The organism is Clostridium gasigenes (genome assembly GCF_017348895.1).
Taxonomy (GTDB): domain Bacteria; phylum Bacillota; class Clostridia; order Clostridiales; family Clostridiaceae; genus Clostridium; species Clostridium gasigenes.
The window spans coordinates 1,173,792-1,194,574 of the sequence record NZ_CP071376.1; the positions used below are offsets into that span (position 1 = coordinate 1,173,792).

Consider the following 20,783-nt stretch of genomic DNA (forward strand, 5'->3'; position numbering starts at 1 on the left):
AAAAATAAACTAAAAAAACTATTATTAGATATAGGTCAGCAGTTTCAGGCTTCTTGTAGAGACTTTGGATGCTTATTATCAAAATTATATGGATTGTGTCTTTCGTCACTTTTATTATATCGGTAAAATTATAATTTTAGACTCTACTAGAGGATTTTTTATTAAACAATTTTACAGTTAAATAGGCAAAAATATTATACTAATATATAGTTATCAAGTGATATAAATAGATAATTCTTACAATTGCAAAAAACAGATGAATTTTTATTCATCTGTTTTTTATATTGTTCAACATTAATATTAAACGCCATTTTCAATCATGGGCTTTTTTAATGCTATTATATGTATCTATGAAATATTATTTTATTATAACTATTTTTTCACCAAATAGTATTCTATTGCGGTATCAATATATATCGTAAAATGAATAATGCCGCTAATATATACATAAGTGGATGAATTTCTTTTCTCTTTCCCACAGCTAATTTCATAATAGGATAAGTTATTATCCCACAAGCAATACCGTTAGCTATTGAATAACTAAATGGCATTATTACTATAGTTAAAAATGCTGGTATAGCTTCATCAAATGTTGAAAAATCAACATTTTTTATAGTTTCAAGCATCAACACTCCGATTATAATAAGCGCTGGAGCCGTTGCTTGAGATGGAATTATACCTACAATTCCCGAGAAGAAGAGAGTAAGTGCTGTAAAGCAACTAACAACTACAGCTGTTAATCCAGTTCTTCCTCCATCAGCTATTCCTGAGGCTGACTCTATATAAACTGATACTGTTGGTAACCCGAAAAATGAACTTATGGTAGTTGCTATAGAATCAACTATCAAGGCTTTATTCATGTTTTTAGGGTTTCCATCGTCTCCTATTAAATTAGCTTTTTGAGCTGTACCTACTAAAGTTCCTATAGTGTCAAACATATCAACTAAAGAGAAGGTTAAAATAACCATAATAACTGCTGTTATAGCACCTATTATTCCTGCTCCATTATGAGTTAATAAGCCTGAAAAATCCATTTTTAAAAATGTAGGCTCTAAAGATGGTGGCAATGAAAATATTTTAATATTACTTACATTAGTTATTCCCATAGGAATTCCTATTATAGTTGTAGCTACAATTCCTATTAACATTGCACCCTTTACTTTTCTCGCCATTAATACAGCCATTATTAAAACACCTATTATGGTTAATAAAGTTCCCATATCAGTGAATTTACCAAACTGTACTAAAGTTGCTGGGTTTGAAGTAACTATTCCTCCATTTTTGAAACCTATTAAGGCTATAAATAGACCTATACCAGAGGTCATAGCTATTTTTATATTTTTTGGAAGTGCATTAACTATTAATTGTCTCAGTGATGTTACTGTACATATAATAAATACAATACCCGAAATAAATACCGCTGCTGATGCTTCCTGCCATGTGAATCCCATGGTTAAGCATACTCCATATGTGAAAAATGCAACTAAGCCCATACCTGGTCCTAACGCATAAGGTAAATTAGCATACAGACCCATAAATAATGTTGATATTGTAAATATAACACAAGTTGCTGTAAATATAGCCCCAACCACAGGATCATTTAGTATCCCTAGATTATTTGCTGCATCCCCAAACACCCCTTGGGAATTCATACCCGCACCCTTTAGAATGTTGGGAATTACCAAAAGTGCATAGGCTATTGTAATAAAAGTAGTCAGGCCTGCAAGTATTTCAGTTTTAACACTTGTGCCATTTTCCTTTAGCTTAAATAGTCTTTCTAATAAACCTTTTTGATTTTTTGAATTATCATTAATATTTTTACTCATATCTTACCTCCTAAAAATAGACGAAAAAAAACTATCATTGGATATAGGTAAATCCAATAATAGTAACATTTCTAGAAGAAATATCATATTAGTAACTTTGGATTCACCCATAGCTCAGAAGTTTAAGGCTTCTTGTAGAAACTCTCGACCCGTATTGTCGAAATTATATGGATGGTGTCTTTCGTTACTTTTATTATATCAGTAAACTATAAATAATCAATATGTTTTACGAACATTAATTAATTCCAATTTTTGATCATTCGTTAAATTGTTTATGTAGGGAGTTTAACTTTTTACCCCTGGTCTATTTAAACAGTTTAATCTATACAATAAAAAAGGTACTGCTCTATTGCAATACCCTTAATTGATGTAATTAAATATTATTAAGTTTTATAAATATCGAATTATCTTAATAATATCCATTTTTTCTTTATCTTAATCGCATAAGCTCCAATAAATCCACATATTATTCTTACCCAATTATTACGCGAAACCTGACTTTAATGAATACCATAACTCTTAACTTAAGATACCGATGTTTTTCAAGCAACTCCACCTGAAGAAACCTATACAAACAGTATGAATTTCAACAGATTGAACTATATCAAGTTTCATAATCCCACTAGCATGGCATACCCATATCCATCAGGATTTATTGAAAGAAAGGATAAGTTACAAGTAGAGAATAAGAGGGATAAACTTACTAAGATTAAAAGAATATGGGTGCTAACATATCGAATAGAGTAAATGGGTGATGAGTATATAATGTAGTAAAGAAGATATCAATAAGTCAACGAGTAGTTTGATACTTGATTTTATCAGAGAATCCATTAAGCAAGAGAAAAATGATCAAGATTATATATTAAATCATAAAGAGAGCTTTGAAGAGTGTTCTTTGAGAACCGATGAGAAAATCATAGAAATTAAATTGAGAAAGTATGGAGATAATAAAACAATACTGAAAAAAATATTTTAAGAGACTACGGTATGCTATACTAAATAAATGATAGCAAGAGTGTACCTATAAGGAGTTGATTGTCTTCAATTATGAAAGATATAAATTTTGATAAAATATTAATATTTTTAATATTTTTAATGATGGCCTATTTAAATTACATAGGATATATTGCAATTACAGACTATGGTATTTTCGGATTAACATTTGGAGGATTATTAGTTTGTATATCAACATGTTTTCAAGGAAAAAAATCATATGGTTATAAGATTAAAATTAAAACAACTTATATAATAAAACAGATTTTTTATGCAACTGGGTGGGGATTTATAGTCATAAGTGCATACCTTAAAAATAATATTTTTTTAGATAGTTTACTTGAAGCATTAGATGCCAATACATTGATGTTATTATCGTTAGCAATTACATTTTTATCATTAATTGTTGCAGAAAAAGCAAGATTAAATCAGAAGAAAAGAATTGATAAAATTGAAAAAATGGTTGAAAAATCTGATGAACGAAGAAGTGAAATGAAAGATACTTTAACAAAATTAATAAAAAAAACTGACAATGATGGGAGTAATTAAAAGATGGATCAAATTAAACAGATACAAGTTGAATTAAAAAAAGAGGATGATAGTATTTTAACACCTTGGCAAATACAAGATTTTATTTCAACATTAGCAAGTAATTATTATAAATTGGATCTAATTAATGAAATTTCAAAGCAAATAAATAATGGGGTTAGTGAGGAAAATATCTTTATAATTAATGAATCATTTAACTACAATAATAAGTATGTTTTTTTGAATAGATCAAATAGGCTTAATCTAAATGATATAGAGGATTTTAAACATTTTTTCCATTTTGGAAATCCAATAAGTTTAATTCCGAATGAAGATATGAATACTATGAGTTTGAAATTTTCAATATTTAGGGATTTAAATAATTATTTATATTCAAAAGGTGAGTCAAGAATTGATAAAGCTAAGTTTCAGGTTGTTGCAATTCAAAAAAATAGTAGCTTCGAAGATATAATTAAATTAGTTAAATTTAAGAAAGAAACAAGTAAAGATATAAAAGAGAGAATGAATACAGATATAAAAGATATTGAAAATAAGTATGTGAAATTAGTAAAAGAACGAAATTCTCATGAAATACAAATTAATACTTTTAAAACTTGTATAGAAAATAATAAATTAGATGATAATGAGGAATATATTGATATTAAAGAAAAATATTTTAATGAGTTTGAGAAATGTTTTACAAGATTAGAAAGACCGATAGTAGGTATTTATAATGTGGACAAGCGGGTAGTTGAGATATTAAGTAGTTCATTTATTATGAAAGATTCAAGAGATGAAAGATTTTTAGATATAAAAGAAATTTCTCACAATAGTCCGACGTACGTTAACCTTTTTGTTGGTATAGCATTTGCTACTCCATTACTTATTTTATTTGCTAATATAATAACTGAAAAGATAAAAGGTAATGATGAGATAGAAGATATTAAATATTCTGCTGTCGAAGAATCGATTAGGTTTGTTCATGAAGAACATGAAGATGAAGCTTTAATGAGCAAAGTTGAAGCGTGCGAAAAATTAGATGATGAAATAGAAGTACTTTTAAATGAGTTAGTAAAAAAAGAGGAATTGAAAGGGTATGAGAAAATTGAGAAAACATATAGTAAAAATTTAATGTATTCAATGAGTAATAATATTGAAAGTAAAACAGTAGAAAACATTAAAGAATATGGATTCCAAAATAAAGAATTAAGTGCAAAAATAATAGATTTTAAAGATATAAAGAAAAAGAGAAATACTGTGAAAATAGAAAAGATAAATAATAAGGAAATGAAGAAGTAGATAAGGGCTACCTATCCTATTTCTGAAAAAAGCACCAAAGTTTATTTAACATAAGTAATACCAAAGAATATACCGACTTTAATTGGTATATTCTTTTTTTTGATGCCATAATTAAAATATTGACACTATTCAAACTTAGCTAGTAAAATCAAGACTTAAAGAAGTACCATTAACTAGTGACACCTCTGTAAGTAATTTAAATCTCGAATCTATATTAAATTATAGATATTCACTTAATAAGATACTAATATAAAAAAAGTCCTATATATTCTTAATTTTATAATATACTTTAACTATTGAATTTACTTGCTTTAAAGTATAGGTGGTGCCTTTTTTCAGATATATGATAGGTAGGCCTATATAACTATTAATAAACGTAAAGTATAATAGTTTTATCTATTATTTTAATAACTAAGGAGGATATTCATCTATGTCTACAATAACTACATTACAAAGTCAGATTGCAAGAATAAAAAATGAAATTATGTCCGAAAGAAAAAAAAATGCAGATGAAAAAACTAAAGAATCAAATGCATTAATAAAGAAGAGTAAGGCTGAAGTACAAATAAGTAAAACCACTTCACTATCTACTATATCAAGTAAAACTAGAGAAATTCAGCGTGCAACTGACGATATGATTAAAAGCCAAAAAAATCAATCTACTCTTAATAAGAAGATTATCTCAAAGGAAGCTGAATTAGTAAAAAAAGAATCTCAATTAATAAAAGAACAGGGATATGAGGAGAAAAAAAGACAACAAGCCCAGTTAAAGAGAGAGCAAGAAATAGAAAGAAGACACCTTAATATGTTGGAAAATATTAAAGCAGAAGCCAATCAAGCTATTACAAGTACTCAATTTGCAGCCATAGAAAATAAAGACTACGATGTTTTCATATCTCATGCATGGGAAGATAAAGAAGATTTTGTCAGACCTCTTGCTGAAGCATTGATTAATGAAAATATAAAAGTTTGGTATGATGAAACATCAATTAAATGGGGGGCAAGTATACGTCAAAGTATTGACAATGGACTAGCTCATTCTCGATTTGGAATAGTTGTTATTTCTAGTACTTTTCTTGATAAGTACTGGACAAACTATGAGGTAGATGGTTTATTCCAAAAAGAAGCTCTAAATGGAAGCTCCATTTTATTGCCTATATGGCATAAAGTTACTAAGAATGAAGTCCTAAGTAAAAGTTCAACTTTAGCTGGTAGGAATGCATTAAATACAGCAATGCTTTCTATAGATGAAATTGTTGAAGAAGTAAAATCTATTCTTGAAACTTAAATATAATATATTAACTTTAGTGACTTGTGATTTCAATTATAGCAATGGTAAATTATTAGATTTATATTGGAATAAATCTATATTTTCAAATCATCAACACTCAACGTGTTTAAACATCTTTATCAGTTTATTCAAGTCAAGTTTATAAAACACTAACAACATTAAAGATCCCTATTAATAAAATTTATTAATAGGGATTTGATTACTATTATATTATTCTAAAAGATGATTGGCTTTCTAATTACGTTAAACTAAACTTTAGCGAATATAATAACTCTTTATTTTGAAAGTATATATACATCCTAATTATTTTTATCTAATTCTTTAATTACCAAATCCATTTTACCTTTCAATTCAGTAAGTTCTTTATAATCATTCTCAGACAATGCGTAAATTGATGAAATTGTACTTGTTTGTCCATTTGGATGATTAAATAAATTAAGCGTAGTATATATATCAATAATATCTTTTAATTTTTTTTCATCTGAATATTTCATTAAATTCCATTTTAATTCCTTATAAAGATCATATTTTAAAATATAAGGCAATGATAAACTGCTATTAACCTCATACTTTCTCTTTGATTCTAGTATAGTATCTCCAACTTCATGCTCAATAGTTTTATAATTATGAATCAACTCTTCTTTAAGATAGTACACTGCAATTTTAATAACAGTATTTTTATTTTCATCATTTTCTTGTATTTTTTGATCTTTTATTTGTTGTATTTTAGTATTAAATTGATAACGTAACGATAAGAATGCCACAAGAATCGTTATTCCACCAGCTACTAAAGTAGGTATTAACTGAACTATAATTGATGTTTGTTGATTGCAATTGCATACAGTATCCATATATACACTCCTTTGATTTTGTATTGCAAATTATTAATTGCTAAATTATCATAAATTTCGTTAAATAATCTAAATGAGTCTTATATTTAAAGCATGATATAGATTCATCTTATAGTCACATGCCTTTAAAATAAATTGTCTTAGAAAACTATTTACATAAAAACTTTCACACTCTCGATTGTAATGGTATATATATTTATTTTTTTAACCATCAACCAATATCAATAATGTTTTCTATGAATTATAATTAACTTTTTTCGGTATATTTCTTTATGGATTTAGAATTTAGAGAACCAGCTATGGAACCAGCTATGCTCATTCCCATAACACAAATAGCAATATCAACAACTCTAAATAAGGCAAGTATAGATATAATGCTACATATTATCCCGAAGATAAAAAACACTTTTTGATTGTATTTTAGATATCCCTGTTTATCTTTCATATGATACTTACCTTTATTTAATTTAGTTATTTTTATAGGTTTAATAGCTAGTATTATAATTATAATACTAGCTATTAACATAGATGAAGATAAAATATTATATATAATACTTTCATTCATATCTTTAACGCCCCTTTCTAAACAAATGTTGACTTCCTTTCTTTAAAATTAGCTCATCAAGTATGTCCCTTCCAATATAAAATATTTACATTATATCTTAATAAATAGATTATATACTATCTACATTTATTTTTATTTATTTTTGTACAAATTTATATTTATATTTCATAGATAAGAGGTTTTAATTAATATTATTTAGCTAGTATCCTTATGGGGTAAACGGTAGATGTTGATATGTTTATTTCACTAAATTGTTCTTTTAGCGAATAGTTAAAAATCAACAGTTTTAAGCCATTTATAGAGTGTGATCTACTATAAAATAGTAGTTAACTGTTTAGTATCTCTAAACAATCACAAAAAAAGGTGGTATTTCGTGTATGTGGACACGAAATACCACCTTTTTGCAATCTATTTAACGAATTTTACTATTTGTATATTTTCTTTTTTCTCAACATCGCTTCCCTGAATAATTTTTTCTAAATTCTTTTAAAGCAAGACCTCTTGCATTTAATTAGTTATCTCTAATTCTTTGCAAGATAATCGTACACAACATGAGCTGGTGCAAGAGTTAAATCTGTAAGAATATGTGATGCAGATACAACTTCTAAGACTGGTAAATCAGCCAAAGGAGCTAACGCATGACTAAATAATTGCAGACGTGCACAACTGGTCCATGCCCCATGTATTATAATATCCTTATTTTGTGTACATATAAGCTCACAAATTCTTGGTTTTCCATCATATCCTTGTACAATTTTCAGCATAAAGCTAGGACGAGAAATTTGATTATAGGCTTCCTTAATATCTAGAGGTTCATGTTTATATCCCATTGTAGCAGTAGCAACTGGTAAAGAGCCATAGTTTAATGTACCAACTAAAGTATCTGAGTCAACAAATAGCTTTGGAGTACCGAGTTTTTTAGGATAGGCACTAACCTCTCTTCCAACAGCTATAGCTGGATGATTATCTAAGTACATCATATGTAGATAATCACCTTTAATCCCATTATACTTTACTGGAATTACCTGACCACATTCAGTGTAGGATCCCAATCCAGTCACATCTGGCATAGCCATTATTTCAAATCTAACTAAGGGCTCATCTTCATCTAATTCTAATGGTTCTGGTACTATTTTTCGAAGTGCCTCAAAGTCAGTACGGTATATTATGTTCAAGTACTCCCTATTATGGAATTTATATGGACCTTTAGGAAATGCTGGAGCAGTAAGTGGTGTTGTAATTTGTTTATATATTTCACTTTCTATCATAAAATATTCACTCTCTCTTCTTATTTATTATTATCATTACATTTTTTTACAAATACTATATTTTAAAAGGTAAATTTTTATACATCCATAATCTTTATATCATCTGGAATAATTAAATTTGCTTCTGTTACAGATTTAATTTCATCAATGGTTGTATCTTTATAAATTTCTTTTAAGAGTAGCCCCTTAGCAGTTACTTCAATTACACAAAGTTCTGTAACAATTAAATTTACTTGAGATTTTGCAGTGAGTGGAAGTCTACACTTTTTAAGAATTTTAAGTTTTCCTTTTCCAGTGTGTTGCATCGCTACAATTACTACCTTTGCACCTATTACTAAATCCATAGCGCCGCCCATTCCAGGCACCATTTTGCCTGGAACAATCCAATTGGCTAAATTTCCTTCTTCATCTACCTCTAAAGCTCCAAGCACAGTTACATCAACATGTCCACCTCTAATTAGTGCAAAAGACATAGAACTATCAAAGAATGAACCCTCTGGTAGTACTGTTACACACTGTCCAGCTGCATTAGTTAAATCTGTATTTTCTTGCCCTATTTTTGCTTTTGGACCCATGCCAACCATACCATTTTCTGATTGAAAAGTAATCTGTATTTCCTTTGGCACATAACTTGCCACCAAAGTTGGAAGTCCTATTCCAAGATTTACGAGCTGCCCATCTTTTAATTCCTTTGCAACTCTTTTAGCAATAATTTCTTTTGCTAACTTACTATCTGTAATCAATTAAATTGCCTCCTTTACAATATAATCTACAAGTACACCTGGAGTCATTATATCTTCGGTTCTTAATTGTTCACATTTTACTAAATCTTCTGCTTCCATTATTACTATTTTTGCAGCCATTGCAATATAAGGATTAAAATTTTTTGTAGTTGCTTTATAACAGGTATTCCCAATTTCATCTACTATACTGCCTTTTACAAGTGAGACATCAGCCTTTAATGGAAGTTCCAATAAATACTCCTTGTTACTAATTGTAATTTTTCTTTTCCCATTTTCTACAAGGGTTCCTAGTCCAGTTGGTGTTAATACGCCACCTAGACCTGATCCAGCTGCACGGATTCTTTCAATTAATGTTCCTTGTGGAGAAAGCTCTACTTCCATTTCGCCAGTATTCATCCTTCTTCCAGTCTCAGGATTGGTTCCAATATGTGAGGCAATCACTTTCTTTACTTGACCATTCACAACCAATTTCCCTATGCCTTTATCTGGGAAACCTGTATCATTTGCAATTATGGTTAAATCCTTTATATTTAAATCAACCAACATATCAATTATAGTGTCCGGTGTTCCACAGTCTAAAAAACCACCAATCATAATTGTCATTCCATCTTTAAAAATAGATTTTAAATCTTCCAGTTTAACTATCTTATTCACAGTAATATCTCCTTTCTAATAGTGTAAAATATTTTAAATGTAATGTAGGTAGACTAAATCAATGCACGTAAATGCACTGACTTAATTAAAAAATTAGTTTGCAAGCACACATCTTCTTTGTCTTGTAAAATCTCTTGCAGAGGTTATCCCTTCACCAGTAGGTCCCGCAATAGTGAAAGTTGTAAATCCTTCTGCACCAAAACCTACTCCAGCAAAGGATTTAGCATTCTTTACAAAAATAGTTGTATCTATTTCTTTTTCAAATCTATTTAAGTTATCGATATTTTTTGAATATATATATGCACTGTGTTTTTTGTTTTGTTCTGCTATTTTTGCACACTCTATAGCTTCATCAATATCCTTAACCCTTACAATTGAAAGTATTGGCATCATAAGCTCTGTCATTACAAAAGGATGATTTCTATCTACCTCACATATTATACATTTGACATTAGTAGGGTATTCTACATCTATTTGATCTAAAAATAATTTTGCATCTTTTCCTACCCATTTTTTATCTATAGTATATTCTAGCTTTTTGTTGCAATTATAACTTTTCACATCTTTCTCTAGTAGTATTAATTCTAATAATCTTGATACTTGCTCTTTGTTTAGAAGTACAGAATTATTTTGAATCATATTATTTATTAAATCAGTTGCTACATCTTCAAAAACAAATACTTCTTTTTCTGCAATACAAGGTAAATTATTATCAAAAGAACAACCTTCTATTATGCTTTTTGCAGCTTTCTTTATATCTGCAGTATCATCTACTATAACAGGAGGGTTTCCTGCACCTGCCCCTATAGCCTTTTTACCTGAATTTAAAAGTGTTTTTATTAATCCTGGTCCTCCAGTCCCACATAAAAGTTTTATATATGGGTGTTTCATAATTACATCTAAGGATTCCATAGTTGGATTTTCTACAGTAGTTACTAAATTTTCTGGACCCCCAGATGAGATGATGGCTCTATTTATCATATCTACAGCAAAAGCAACACATTTTTTTGCCCCTGGATGTCCATTAAACACGACAGAATTTCCGGCAGCTATCATTCCTATACTATTGCATATAACAGTTTCCGTTGGATTTGTGGAGGGTGTTATTGCACCTATGACACCATAAGGAGACATTTCTACTACTGTAAGCCCTTGGTCTCCAGACCAAGCTGTAGTAGTTAAATCTTCTGTACCTGGAGTATATTTAGCTACCAATTCATGTTTTAATATTTTATCTTCATATCGTCCCATTTTTGTTTCTTCTAAAATCATTTTTGCCAGTATCTCTTTATTTTCCAATGTAGCCTTTCTTATACTACTTATAAGCCGTTCTCTATCTTCTTTTTTATAGGAAATAGTTAACACCTTTTGTGCATATATTGCTTTTGAAATAGCAATTTCAACAGCTTCAAACACTCCTAAATATAAACCATCATTGTTAGATTTATTAAATTTGGTACCTTCAACATTTGTTATTACTTTTAAACCTTCTGTTTGTGGTGATACTAATACATCTTTAGTCATAGTTTTCCTCCTTGTATAATTAATTTTGCATTTAGTTTTTAATGAAGAATTAACCTAGGGCTATTCGTTTTCTCCTTGTTCGCCACTTCGGTGGTACTTATTATAAAAAGTGTTTCCCTAATTTCATTGTTAACTTCTTACTCAGTAGTTGTTCTAGTTACTAATCAATTATCCTATCAACTAATCCTAGGATTAATAACTTAGTTCTTCATTTTATAACAAATATGTTATAGCGAATAAGAGGTTTTTAATGTGGTATAAATAGCATATTACCACTTTTTTATCCAAAAGAAACCTATAAATACAATAAATGTAATATAAAGTATTTTAAACGTTGCCAAACCACGCGGAGGTGAGATATTTTCTTCCTATAATCTGTAAAGAAGGATTCTATGATTAATTGCCTAAAAATTCAATTTTTTTAGGCAATTAGTTTTTTATTTTTTTAAATATGCAAAATAAAGAGTTAAACATAAATCTTTATAATATAAAAAAGGGTATTTCGTGTATGTAGACACGAAATACCCTTTTTTTGCAATCTATTTAATAAATTTTACCATTTATTATTTTCTTTAAAATCTGTAATTTATCTTATTTGCCCATTTCCATAAATAATATATTTAATAGTTGTAAGTTCTTTAAGTCCCATTGGGCCTCTAGCATGTAGCTTTTGTGTGCTTATTCCTATTTCTGCTCCAAATCCAAATTCGCATCCATCTGTAAATCTTGTTGATGCATTTACATAAACTGCTGCTGCATTTGTTCTTTGCATAAATCTTTGTGAGTTTTCATAGCTTTTTGTAACTATGGCTTCTGAATGCCCTGATCCATACTTATTTATATGACTAATAGCTTCATCAACATTTTCAACTATTTTAACTGCCATTATATAATCTAAATATTCTTTTCCCCAATCTTCTGTCGTTGCGTCTACTACATCTGAAATAATAGCTTTAACTTTTTCATCGCCTCTAATTTCAACATCTTTTTCTCTTAAAGCTCTTATTACTATTGGTAAAAATTCTTCTGCAACTTTTTCACTTACCAATAATTTTTCAGCTGCATTACATACTCCAGGTCTTGAAGTTTTAGCATTTACTACTATATTTTTAGCCATTTCAAAATCACATTCTTCATCAACATAAATATGACAGTTACCTATTCCAGTTTCAATTACAGGAACTGTTGCATTTTTAACTACAGTTTGAATAAGCCCAGCTCCACCTCTTGGAATTAAAACATCTATATAATCATTTAACTTCATCATCTCTAATGCTACTTCTCTACTTGTGTTTTCAACTAATTGTATGCAGTCCTTAGGAAGTCCCGCTTCTTCTACTGCTTTAGACAAAACCTTAACTATTGCAGTGTTTGAATTTATAGCTTCGCTTCCACCTCTTAAAATTACAGTGTTTCCTGTTTTTAAACATAACCCAGCTGCATCACAAGTTACATTAGGTCTTGCCTCATATATAATCCCTATTGTTCCCATTGAAACTCTTTGTTGTCCAATTTGAAGCCCATTAGGTCTTTTCCACATTGATATAACTTCTCCAACTGGATCTGGTAGTGATACTATTTGTCTTAGCCCATCAGCCATAGCTTCTATTCTTTCTTCACTTAAAGCTAATCTATCTAACATAGCTTTTGAAGTTCCTTTTTCCATAGATGCTTTTAAATCTAAATCATTAGCTTTTAATATTCCATCTTTATTTATTATTAATGCCTCTGCCATTTTTTCTAATGCATTATTTTTTTCAGTTGTTGATGCATTTGCCAATACGTAAGAAGCTTCTCTAGCCTTTTGTCCTTTTAAAATTAATTCACTCATTTGAAATGCCCCCTATCTTTACTATTTATTTTTCACAAATAAAGTTCCTACTTCTTCACCATTTATAATGTTCAATAAAATTTCAGGTTCTTTTCCATTAGCTAATATCATATATACGCCTAAAGATGTAGCTATTTTTGCAGCTATTAACTTTGTAACCATTCCGCCCGTACCTAAAGTGCTACCAGCACCACCTGCACAACTTTCAAATTCTGGTGTTATTTCATCTATTTGTTTTATTAATTTTGAATTTGGATTTTTTCTTGGGTCCGAATCATAAAACCCATCTATATCAGATAATATAATTAATAAATCAGCCTTAACCAGCCCTGAAACTATAGCTGATAAATTATCATTATCTCCAAACCTTACTATATTCTCAATTTCATCAATTGCTACAGTATCATTTTCATTAACTATTGGTATAATTCCATTCTCTAATAATGTTTCAAAGGTATTACATACATTTTCTCTTATATGATCATCTTCAACAACATCTCTAGTAAGTAATACTTGACCAACAGTGTGACTGTATTCCCCAAAGAACTTACTGTATATATGCATAAGTTCACATTGTCCTACGGCTGCCACAGCTTGTTTTTCTCTTATGCTACTAGGCTTCTTTTTAAGCTTTAACTTACTAACGCCAACACCAATTGCCCCTGAAGTAACAAGTACAACTTCTTTTCCAGAATTCATCATATCTGATAATATTCTTGTTAGTTTCTCTATTCTTGTTAAATTAATATTCCCATTATCATATGTTAGGGTAGAAGTTCCTACTTTTACTACTATTCTTTTTAAATCTTTTATTTCATTTCTATAATCCATTTTCTACACTCCCCAATAAATCTCTATATTGTTTTCAGTATATTTATTATAATTTGTTTTCTAACTATTTTCTATAAGTTCCTTTATTTTTTCAAGTTTATTAATTATAACATAATGTATCCTCAAAAAAATAACAAGCCAATATACTAGTATATTTGACTTGTTATTTTGTTTCAGCTACCTAACTAGTTTTTTTAGAAATTGATTTTGATATATAAGGTTTAAAGTTTCTATAAAAAACTTTAATTAAAGCATATATTGGAACAACTACAAATGCTCCTATTGGGCCTATTAAAGTTGCAGCTCCAACAACTAAGAATATATCTGTTATAGGATGTATTTTCATAGCTCTCCCCATTATTAATGGAACTACAAGTCTTCCTTTTAATGTTTGTGCTACTAAAAATAATACTGATAATTTAATAACCATTGGCATTCCCATACTTATAGCTAAAGCAAATGGTATTATCATAGATATTAAAAAACCTATAAAAGGTATAAAAGCTAATATAAAGGTAATAGATGCTAAAAATATAGGACTAGTCATTCCTATTACCCTATAACCAATGTAAACCATGATTGCTAGGGATACAGCTACAGTTGCTTGACCTAATATATATGAGGATAAAACATTATTGCTTTGACCTAAGGTTTTATCCATTGTATTTCTGTATTTATTTGGTGTGTATTTTAAAATAATATCTTCAACCTTATCTCCATCCTTAAGAAGATAAAATAATATTAATATTACTAATAATATATCAGAAAACATCTGCATTCCTTTATTAAATATTTGTCTTCCACTTACAATTATTAATCCTATATATTTTTCTAAGTGTCCTACAAACCTTCCATAATAATCTACATTATTAAAATCCGAATTAAACATTTTATTTATTTGCTCTACTATTCCTCTTTCCTTAGCTATTCTTAAAAATAAATCCTTAAGTATTATAAATTGTTCTATAAAGTAATCACCAAAGTATTTTACAACTCCAGTCATTATAAAGAAAAAAATAATCATAGTTAGCATTGCAGCTTTTCCTTTTTTCATCTTTTTCTTTCTAAATAAAGTGTTTAACGGTTTTAATATATAAAATAAAAACACTCCAAATATAATTGGTACAACAACAATACTAAATATAACATCTATAAAACTCAAAACAACTTCAAACTTACCTATAAGCATTATTAATATAACTGCTAAATTTGCAATTAATAAATATTGAATAACCTTCTTTTTATCCATAATAGCCCACCTCTTTTGTATAGCTTATCCTTAGTCTGTCCTTTTAATCTAATTTTATAATTAAATTTTTAATTATATTTATTTGAATTTTTATAGAAATCCCTTTAAAATAGCTACTTAAGAAATTATTTGAATTTTCTATCTTAAATTTAAAATAAATTATACAAAATATACTCTTGATTATTATTTTATTTGTATTAAAATAAGTATTATTGTATAAATATTAATTTTAATGTATAAAAGGAGCACATAATGAACTATTCTGTAGAAACGCACGATAAAGAAGCTGTAAAAATACAAGCTTCATTTAAAAATAATCTAAAATTTATAATACCTTCTATAATAGGTGTTTTATTATTTATGATTCCTATTAAATTTGAGGGAAACATTACAATTCCTATAGCTATACTATCTGGCAAATTAGCACATTTATTAGGTCCGAGCTTACCTTATATAATAAGTTCCGCTATTTGCATCTCTGCCTTAGGCAGTATAATCACTGTAATTTTTAAGCCAAAATTTATTCTAAAAAACGAATTTTTAAATACTCTTTTCAACCTTAAACCAACATGGTTTATAGCTAGAGTATCTGGCGCTATTTTCTGTCTTTTTGTTTTAACAGGTATAGGACCAGAATTTATATTAAGTAAGTCTACTGGAGGATTTGTATTAAATAGTCTTTTAAATATACTTTTCTCCATATTCTTCTTTGCAGGATTATTTTTGCCACTATTACTTAACTTTGGATTATTAGAATTCTTCGGGGCTATTTTAACAAAAATTATGAGACCTTTATTTAAACTTCCAGGACGTTCATCTATAGATTGTATTACATCTTGGCTTGGCGATGGAACTTTAGGTATTATGTTAACTAGCAAGCAATATGAGGAAGGATTCTACTCAAGACGAGAAGCATCAATAATTAGTACAACATTCTCAGCGGTATCAATTACTTTTAGTTTAATAGTTGTAAGCCAAGTGGGTTTGTCTCATATGTTTATACCATTTTATTTAACAGTGACATTTTCTGGAATTGTAGCTGCAATAATTATTCCAAGAATTGCACCACTTTCAAAGATACCTGATACTTATTATAATAATCAGCCAAATAAAGATTCTGAGGAAATTCCTGAAGGTTACACCTCATTATCATGGGGATATAACAAAGCTTTAAATAAAGCTGCCACTAATGTAAGTGTATCTAAGTTCTTTAAAGATGGTTTCGCAAATGTTATTGATATGTGGCTTGGAGTTCTCCCTGTTGTTATGGCTCTCGCAACAAGTGCACTCGTAATTGCAGAGTTTACTCCAATATTTAAAATACTTGGCTTACCATTTGTACCACTACTAATGTTATTACAAGTTCCAGAAGCTGTAGCAGCTTCCCAAACAATAGTAGTAGGCTTTGCAGATATGCTATTACCATCAGTATTAGCTGCTAACACAATAACAAGTGAAATGACTAAATTTATAGTAGCCTGTACATCGGTTGCTCAGCTAATATACATGTCAGAAGTAGGTGGTGTTTTACTCGGATCAAAAATTCCTATATCCATAAAACAGCTATTAATAATATTCTTAGAAAGAACACTTATAACATTACCGGTTATAGTCTTAATAGCAAACTTACTATTCTAAGGTTCTTGAAAAAATAATATACTAGCAAATTGCATATTATTTTTTTCAGCGACCTAACATTAAAGGGGGCATAAGTTTTAAAACTTATGCCCCCTTTTATCTTTTAAAAATTAATACTCTCAATTAATGATTTATGATTAACTTTTATTGCATCAAATTTAAATAATTTAAACATTGATTGCATGCTATAACCAAGTGCTATTGCACTTATTAGTGTACCAACACCTACATTTCCACCTAATATATATCCAAGTATTAAAACTGTTACTTCTATACTTGTTCTAACATATTTAATTGGTTTCTTTACTTTTTTACTAAGCCCAATCATAACACCATCTCTTGGCCCACAACCTAGCCCGCATCCTATATATAAATAACATCCAAATCCCATAACTAGCATTCCAATTATCATCATAATAATACCGCTTATAATATTTGTAGCTACTGGTATAATATTCATAGCCATAATTACATCTATAAGTTTTCCAACTATTATCATATTTAATATTGTACCTAATCCTAATTTTTGCCCAAGCATCATTCCTATAATAACAAAAACAATACTAACTATTATGCTTGCTTGTCCTATAGTGACTCCTACCACGTTTGAAACTCCTTGATGAAAAACATCCCATGGTGATAGTCCTAAATTCGAATTTAACATTATTGTTGTTGAACTTGCGCAAAAAACGAATCCTACAAATAATCTTATTAAAATTAATATTTTATTTTTCATTTTGTTTTTTCCCTCATTTGTTATAACACATACTTAAATGCATATATTTTTTATTTTATTTCCCAGTAAATTTATTCCATACATCTATATTTGTTTTCTCTAAGCTAATTATCTTAAAAGTTTCACTATCTACAAATGTTTGAAGAGTACTTCCCTTAGCTAAAATTTTATTATCTACTTCTCTTCTTACAATATATTTTATTTTAACTTTTATAGAGGTTATTTCATCAATGGAAGCTTCTACAATTAAGTCATCATCATATTTAGCAGCATCCATATATCTGCATTGTGTTTCTACAAGTGGCATCATAAGCCCACTTTCTTCAATCTCTCTATACGAAATTCCAAACTCCTTAATTAAATCTTCTCTTGCAACCTCAAAATATATATAATAATTAGCATGATGAACTATTGCCATAGCATCTGTTTCTGCATATCTCACTTTAATTCTTGTTAAACTCATTTCGCTTCCCCTCTCATATTTATTATCTTATAATTACTCAACAAACCCAATTATATCTTTAATTTTCTATATCTATTATAGGCAGCCATTAGTTCTTGCTTTCTTGGCATTGCTAAACTTCCTGTTCCACCTTTTACATTATCTAAGGACATCAATCCACCTTTGCAAACTTCAGCTATAATTTTATCGCTAATATCTTTAAGTATTAATTCTTTACCCATAAGATTTTTTTCTGCCCATTTCATCATTGATCCTATTGCATTAAGCTGCTCTATATCCACTATTTGTTCAACTGCTCTTAAGTTAATATCTTCTCTATTAATGCTTATTGTATCTACGCCTATAGTTTTAATCTTAATTCCTTTTGGACCCTCTTCTATAGATCCTCTTTTTACTACTCTATTAAAATTAATATCTATTTTTAATTTTCTATTTTTAATTCTTTCTAAAATATGTCCTTTACTTAATTCCTTCGCTTCTTTTGTAACATCTTTTGTCTGATAGTTATCCATTTGAATTACACAATCTGCTATATCAAAGAAATCTCCTGAGCTTCCTACTACTATTATAGTTGAAATATCCATTTGCTCATAAATTGGTTTAACTATTTCAATAAACGGTGTAATAGGCTCCTTTTCTTTAGATACTAATTTTTGCATTAAGTCATCTCTCATCATAAAATTAGTAGCTGAAGTATCTTCATCAATTAGGAATAACTTAGCTCCACTTTCTATGCCTTCAACTATGTTTGCAGCCTGTGATGTACTTCCACTTGCATTTTCTGTGCAAAACCCTCTAGTATCTTTCCCATTTGGAAGATTACTTATAAATAGTGATATATCTGTTTTAGTTATACATCTGCTATCTTCTGCTCTTACTTTTAATGCTGAATCATCTGTTATAACAAATTCTCTTCCATCACCTTCAATATGATTATACACACCAAGTTCTAAAGCTTTAAGCAATGTTGATTTACCATGGTATCCACCACCAACTATTAGTGTTATACCTTTTTTAATACCCATCCCTTTAATTATTCCCCTACTAGGTGTATTAAATTCTACTTCTAAATTTTGTGGTGATAAAAATACCTTCCCAGCTTTTAATGCTTTTGTAGAAACTCCACTTTCCCTTGGTAACATAGATCCATTGGCAACAAATGAAACTAAACCCTTACTACTTAATTCACGTCTTATAAATTCTTGATCTTCTACAAGCTTAACTCTATTTATTAATTCTTCTTTATTTATATTTTTATGTATTAAAGTTTCATCTACTATACTTGGAATGACATTGTATAATATTTTTTCCAATTCCTTTGATAAAACACTTCTTCCTCTTGCTGGGAACCCGACATAAAACCTTGCTTCTATTTTACTATTATCTATAATAACAGAAGTTCTTTCTAATATTTCTTGTGGACATTTACTTATAGATATTAAACCACTTTTACCTGACCCAAAGGCCTTTTCTCCACATTTGTTTATATTAGAATAAAATTGTCTTATTAAGTAATCTGCTACTGCAATGTTTTTATGTTTATTATTAAAAAGTTCACTTGGAAAACCTGCAAACTTTTGATTCACTATTACCCTAACTCTTGATGGAGATGCAAAAGGATCACCTTGAACATGATCTATACTAAGAGTATAGTTTCCAAAATCATATTGGCCTTCTAATTCCTTATATAATCTATAACTTTTGCCATCTATTCTATCTAAATCTTTTTTTAACATTTCTGAATTCTTCATCTTAATCACCTTCCTTTACTTATGCTTCTCTACTAATTTACTAAAGTAATCATCCACAAGCTTTTCACTAATTCTTCTATACATATTGCTCATATTTACCATTGAACATAAAAGTAAAAAGTTTCTATCAAAATCTGTTGTTGTCCCATCCTTTTCATTTATTTTTTCTTCAATTGCATCTGCTTTTTCACTTAATGATATTTCAACATCAACTAAATCATCCTTATATTGAGCTAAGTAACATTCATATACATCTCTTAATTTATACTTTTCTTCACTTTCATTACTCTCAACTATTTTGCTTACTGAACTTTTTATATCATTTATTGAAAGTGAGCCCTTTAAGTTATATATAATACTCATTAATATAAGATGCTCTTTACTATACTTTTTATTATTTACAGACATTAACAACTTAGCTTTAGAATAATTATTAATCATTGTCTTTGTTAACACCTTGTCTTCTTCTGTTCTCTTGGCCGATCCTAAATTACTTTCAAATAATTGTATTACCTGATCCATATATAAATCTATTTCTGGTATATCTTCTAATGTTATTTGTTCTTCTAATTTTAATTCTTGAAATTTTGCTATTAATTCTTCTTTATACATAATCGCCTCCACGTAGTTTTGATAACTATTTGTTATCGCCTATATATTAATAATAATAGTATCTGCTAGATATTTCAAGTAAAACTATTAAAAACATCAATATTTTACTTAAAACTGCTTTATATAGACT

General features: G+C 28.7%; 18 protein-coding genes and 2 riboswitches. Of the genes, 4 read left to right on the plus strand and 14 right to left on the minus strand.

All coding sequences use genetic code 11. The annotated features are described in order from the left end of the window. Window positions 1-11: 11 nt before the first annotated feature. Window positions 12-112: riboswitch (purine riboswitch) on the minus strand. A gap of 283 nt (window positions 113-395) precedes the next feature. Continuing rightward, complete coding sequence (locus tag J1C67_RS05760; RefSeq protein WP_167866999.1) at window positions 396-1,826, minus strand: NCS2 family permease; 1,431 nt, start codon at window positions 1,824-1,826, stop codon at window positions 396-398. 90 nt (window positions 1,827-1,916) lie between these two features. After that, a riboswitch (purine riboswitch) is annotated at window positions 1,917-2,017 on the minus strand. Window positions 2,018-2,873: 856 nt separating this feature from the next. Between J1C67_RS05760 and J1C67_RS05765 the strand changes: the two genes are divergently transcribed. From J1C67_RS05765 to J1C67_RS05775, 3 genes are all read left to right on the plus strand, one after another. Beyond that, entirely contained in the window at window positions 2,874-3,368 is a 495-nt protein-coding gene (locus J1C67_RS05765; RefSeq protein WP_167866998.1) for a hypothetical protein, read from the plus strand. Window positions 3,369-3,371: 3 nt separating this feature from the next. Further along, window positions 3,372-4,646, plus strand: coding sequence for a hypothetical protein (locus tag J1C67_RS05770; RefSeq protein ID WP_167866997.1), 1,275 nt, complete (start codon window positions 3,372-3,374; stop codon window positions 4,644-4,646). Window positions 4,647-5,076: 430 nt separating this feature from the next. Next, window positions 5,077-5,934 (plus strand): toll/interleukin-1 receptor domain-containing protein, encoded by an 858-nt coding sequence (locus J1C67_RS05775; RefSeq protein WP_167866996.1) that lies wholly within the window; start codon window positions 5,077-5,079, stop codon window positions 5,932-5,934. Window positions 5,935-6,236: 302 nt separating this feature from the next. Here the strand turns inward: J1C67_RS05775 and J1C67_RS05780 are convergent, their stop codons facing one another. From J1C67_RS05780 to J1C67_RS05820, 9 genes are all read right to left on the minus strand, one after another. Beyond that, complete coding sequence (locus J1C67_RS05780) at window positions 6,237-6,788, minus strand: hypothetical protein (protein WP_167866995.1); 552 nt, start codon at window positions 6,786-6,788, stop codon at window positions 6,237-6,239. Between the two features lie 247 nt (window positions 6,789-7,035). Continuing rightward, window positions 7,036-7,353 carry a hypothetical protein gene (locus J1C67_RS05785; protein ID WP_167866994.1) on the minus strand — a complete coding sequence of 106 codons (318 nt, stop codon included), beginning with the start codon at window positions 7,351-7,353 and terminating at the stop codon, window positions 7,036-7,038. A gap of 521 nt (window positions 7,354-7,874) precedes the next feature. Further along, complete coding sequence (gene adc, locus J1C67_RS05790; protein WP_167866993.1) at window positions 7,875-8,621, minus strand: acetoacetate decarboxylase; 747 nt, start codon at window positions 8,619-8,621, stop codon at window positions 7,875-7,877. A gap of 77 nt (window positions 8,622-8,698) precedes the next feature. Beyond that, window positions 8,699-9,364: a butyrate--acetoacetate CoA-transferase subunit B gene (gene ctfB, locus J1C67_RS05795; protein WP_089969700.1), complete on the minus strand. Its 666-nt coding sequence runs from the start codon at window positions 9,362-9,364 to the stop codon at window positions 8,699-8,701. Beyond that, window positions 9,365-10,018, minus strand: a complete 654-nt coding sequence (gene ctfA, locus J1C67_RS05800) for a butyrate--acetoacetate CoA-transferase subunit A (RefSeq protein ID WP_089969696.1) — start codon at window positions 10,016-10,018, stop codon at window positions 9,365-9,367. A gap of 93 nt (window positions 10,019-10,111) precedes the next feature. Next, on the minus strand, window positions 10,112-11,542 hold the full coding sequence (locus J1C67_RS05805; protein ID WP_089969691.1) for an aldehyde dehydrogenase family protein: 1,431 nt from the start codon (window positions 11,540-11,542) through the stop codon (window positions 10,112-10,114). Window positions 11,543-12,128: 586 nt separating this feature from the next. Next, window positions 12,129-13,373: a glutamate-5-semialdehyde dehydrogenase gene (locus J1C67_RS05810; protein WP_167866992.1), complete on the minus strand. Its 1,245-nt coding sequence runs from the start codon at window positions 13,371-13,373 to the stop codon at window positions 12,129-12,131. Between the two features lie 21 nt (window positions 13,374-13,394). After that, entirely contained in the window at window positions 13,395-14,204 is an 810-nt protein-coding gene (gene proB / locus J1C67_RS05815) for a glutamate 5-kinase (protein ID WP_167866991.1), read from the minus strand. A gap of 181 nt (window positions 14,205-14,385) precedes the next feature. Beyond that, window positions 14,386-15,453: an AI-2E family transporter gene (locus J1C67_RS05820; RefSeq protein ID WP_167866990.1), complete on the minus strand. Its 1,068-nt coding sequence runs from the start codon at window positions 15,451-15,453 to the stop codon at window positions 14,386-14,388. A gap of 252 nt (window positions 15,454-15,705) precedes the next feature. On the opposite strand from J1C67_RS05820, the gene J1C67_RS05825 reads away from it, so the two are divergent. Next, a complete protein-coding gene (locus tag J1C67_RS05825) occupies window positions 15,706-17,091 on the plus strand; it encodes a YjiH family protein (RefSeq protein WP_167866989.1) in 1,386 nt (461 codons plus the stop codon). Between the two features lie 103 nt (window positions 17,092-17,194). Here the strand turns inward: J1C67_RS05825 and J1C67_RS05830 are convergent, their stop codons facing one another. The 4 genes from J1C67_RS05830 to J1C67_RS05845 are packed head-to-tail and all read right to left on the minus strand — an operon-like array spanning window position 17,195 to window position 20,653. Beyond that, complete coding sequence (locus tag J1C67_RS05830; RefSeq protein WP_089969668.1) at window positions 17,195-17,827, minus strand: YczE/YyaS/YitT family protein; 633 nt, start codon at window positions 17,825-17,827, stop codon at window positions 17,195-17,197. 55 nt (window positions 17,828-17,882) lie between these two features. After that, window positions 17,883-18,290, minus strand: a complete 408-nt coding sequence (locus tag J1C67_RS05835) for an acyl-CoA thioesterase (protein WP_167866988.1) — start codon at window positions 18,288-18,290, stop codon at window positions 17,883-17,885. 50 nt (window positions 18,291-18,340) lie between these two features. Then, complete coding sequence (locus tag J1C67_RS05840) at window positions 18,341-20,041, minus strand: ABC-ATPase domain-containing protein (protein WP_167866987.1); 1,701 nt, start codon at window positions 20,039-20,041, stop codon at window positions 18,341-18,343. A gap of 15 nt (window positions 20,042-20,056) precedes the next feature. Then, on the minus strand, window positions 20,057-20,653 hold the full coding sequence (locus J1C67_RS05845; protein WP_089969658.1) for a DUF1836 domain-containing protein: 597 nt from the start codon (window positions 20,651-20,653) through the stop codon (window positions 20,057-20,059). Between the last annotated feature and the right edge of the window lie 130 nt (window positions 20,654-20,783).

What these genes read in the sequence shown, in the direction of transcription:
- J1C67_RS05760 (WP_167866999.1), bottom strand. Translation starts at nt 1,826, where the DNA reads ATGAGTAAAAATATTAATGATAATTCAAAAAATCAAAAAGGTTTATTA.
- J1C67_RS05840 (WP_167866987.1), bottom strand. Translation starts at nt 20,041, where the DNA reads ATGAAGAATTCAGAAATGTTAAAAAAAGATTTAGATAGAATAGATGGC.
- J1C67_RS05830 (WP_089969668.1), bottom strand. Translation starts at nt 17,827, where the DNA reads ATGAAAAATAAAATATTAATTTTAATAAGATTATTTGTAGGATTCGTT.
- J1C67_RS05845 (WP_089969658.1), bottom strand. Translation starts at nt 20,653, where the DNA reads ATGTATAAAGAAGAATTAATAGCAAAATTTCAAGAATTAAAATTAGAA.
- J1C67_RS05805 (WP_089969691.1), bottom strand. Translation starts at nt 11,542, where the DNA reads ATGACTAAAGATGTATTAGTATCACCACAAACAGAAGGTTTAAAAGTA.
- J1C67_RS05825 (WP_167866989.1), top strand. Translation starts at nt 15,706, where the DNA reads ATGAACTATTCTGTAGAAACGCACGATAAAGAAGCTGTAAAAATACAA.
- J1C67_RS05775 (WP_167866996.1), top strand. Translation starts at nt 5,077, where the DNA reads ATGTCTACAATAACTACATTACAAAGTCAGATTGCAAGAATAAAAAAT.
- J1C67_RS05820 (WP_167866990.1), bottom strand. Translation starts at nt 15,453, where the DNA reads ATGGATAAAAAGAAGGTTATTCAATATTTATTAATTGCAAATTTAGCA.
- J1C67_RS05780 (WP_167866995.1), bottom strand. Translation starts at nt 6,788, where the DNA reads ATGGATACTGTATGCAATTGCAATCAACAAACATCAATTATAGTTCAG.
- J1C67_RS05770 (WP_167866997.1), top strand. Translation starts at nt 3,372, where the DNA reads ATGGATCAAATTAAACAGATACAAGTTGAATTAAAAAAAGAGGATGAT.
- J1C67_RS05835 (WP_167866988.1), bottom strand. Translation starts at nt 18,290, where the DNA reads ATGAGTTTAACAAGAATTAAAGTGAGATATGCAGAAACAGATGCTATG.
- J1C67_RS05785 (WP_167866994.1), bottom strand. Translation starts at nt 7,353, where the DNA reads ATGAATGAAAGTATTATATATAATATTTTATCTTCATCTATGTTAATA.
- J1C67_RS05810 (WP_167866992.1), bottom strand. Translation starts at nt 13,373, where the DNA reads ATGAGTGAATTAATTTTAAAAGGACAAAAGGCTAGAGAAGCTTCTTAC.
- adc (WP_167866993.1), bottom strand. Translation starts at nt 8,621, where the DNA reads ATGATAGAAAGTGAAATATATAAACAAATTACAACACCACTTACTGCT.
- J1C67_RS05765 (WP_167866998.1), top strand. Translation starts at nt 2,874, where the DNA reads ATGAAAGATATAAATTTTGATAAAATATTAATATTTTTAATATTTTTA.
- proB (WP_167866991.1), bottom strand. Translation starts at nt 14,204, where the DNA reads ATGGATTATAGAAATGAAATAAAAGATTTAAAAAGAATAGTAGTAAAA.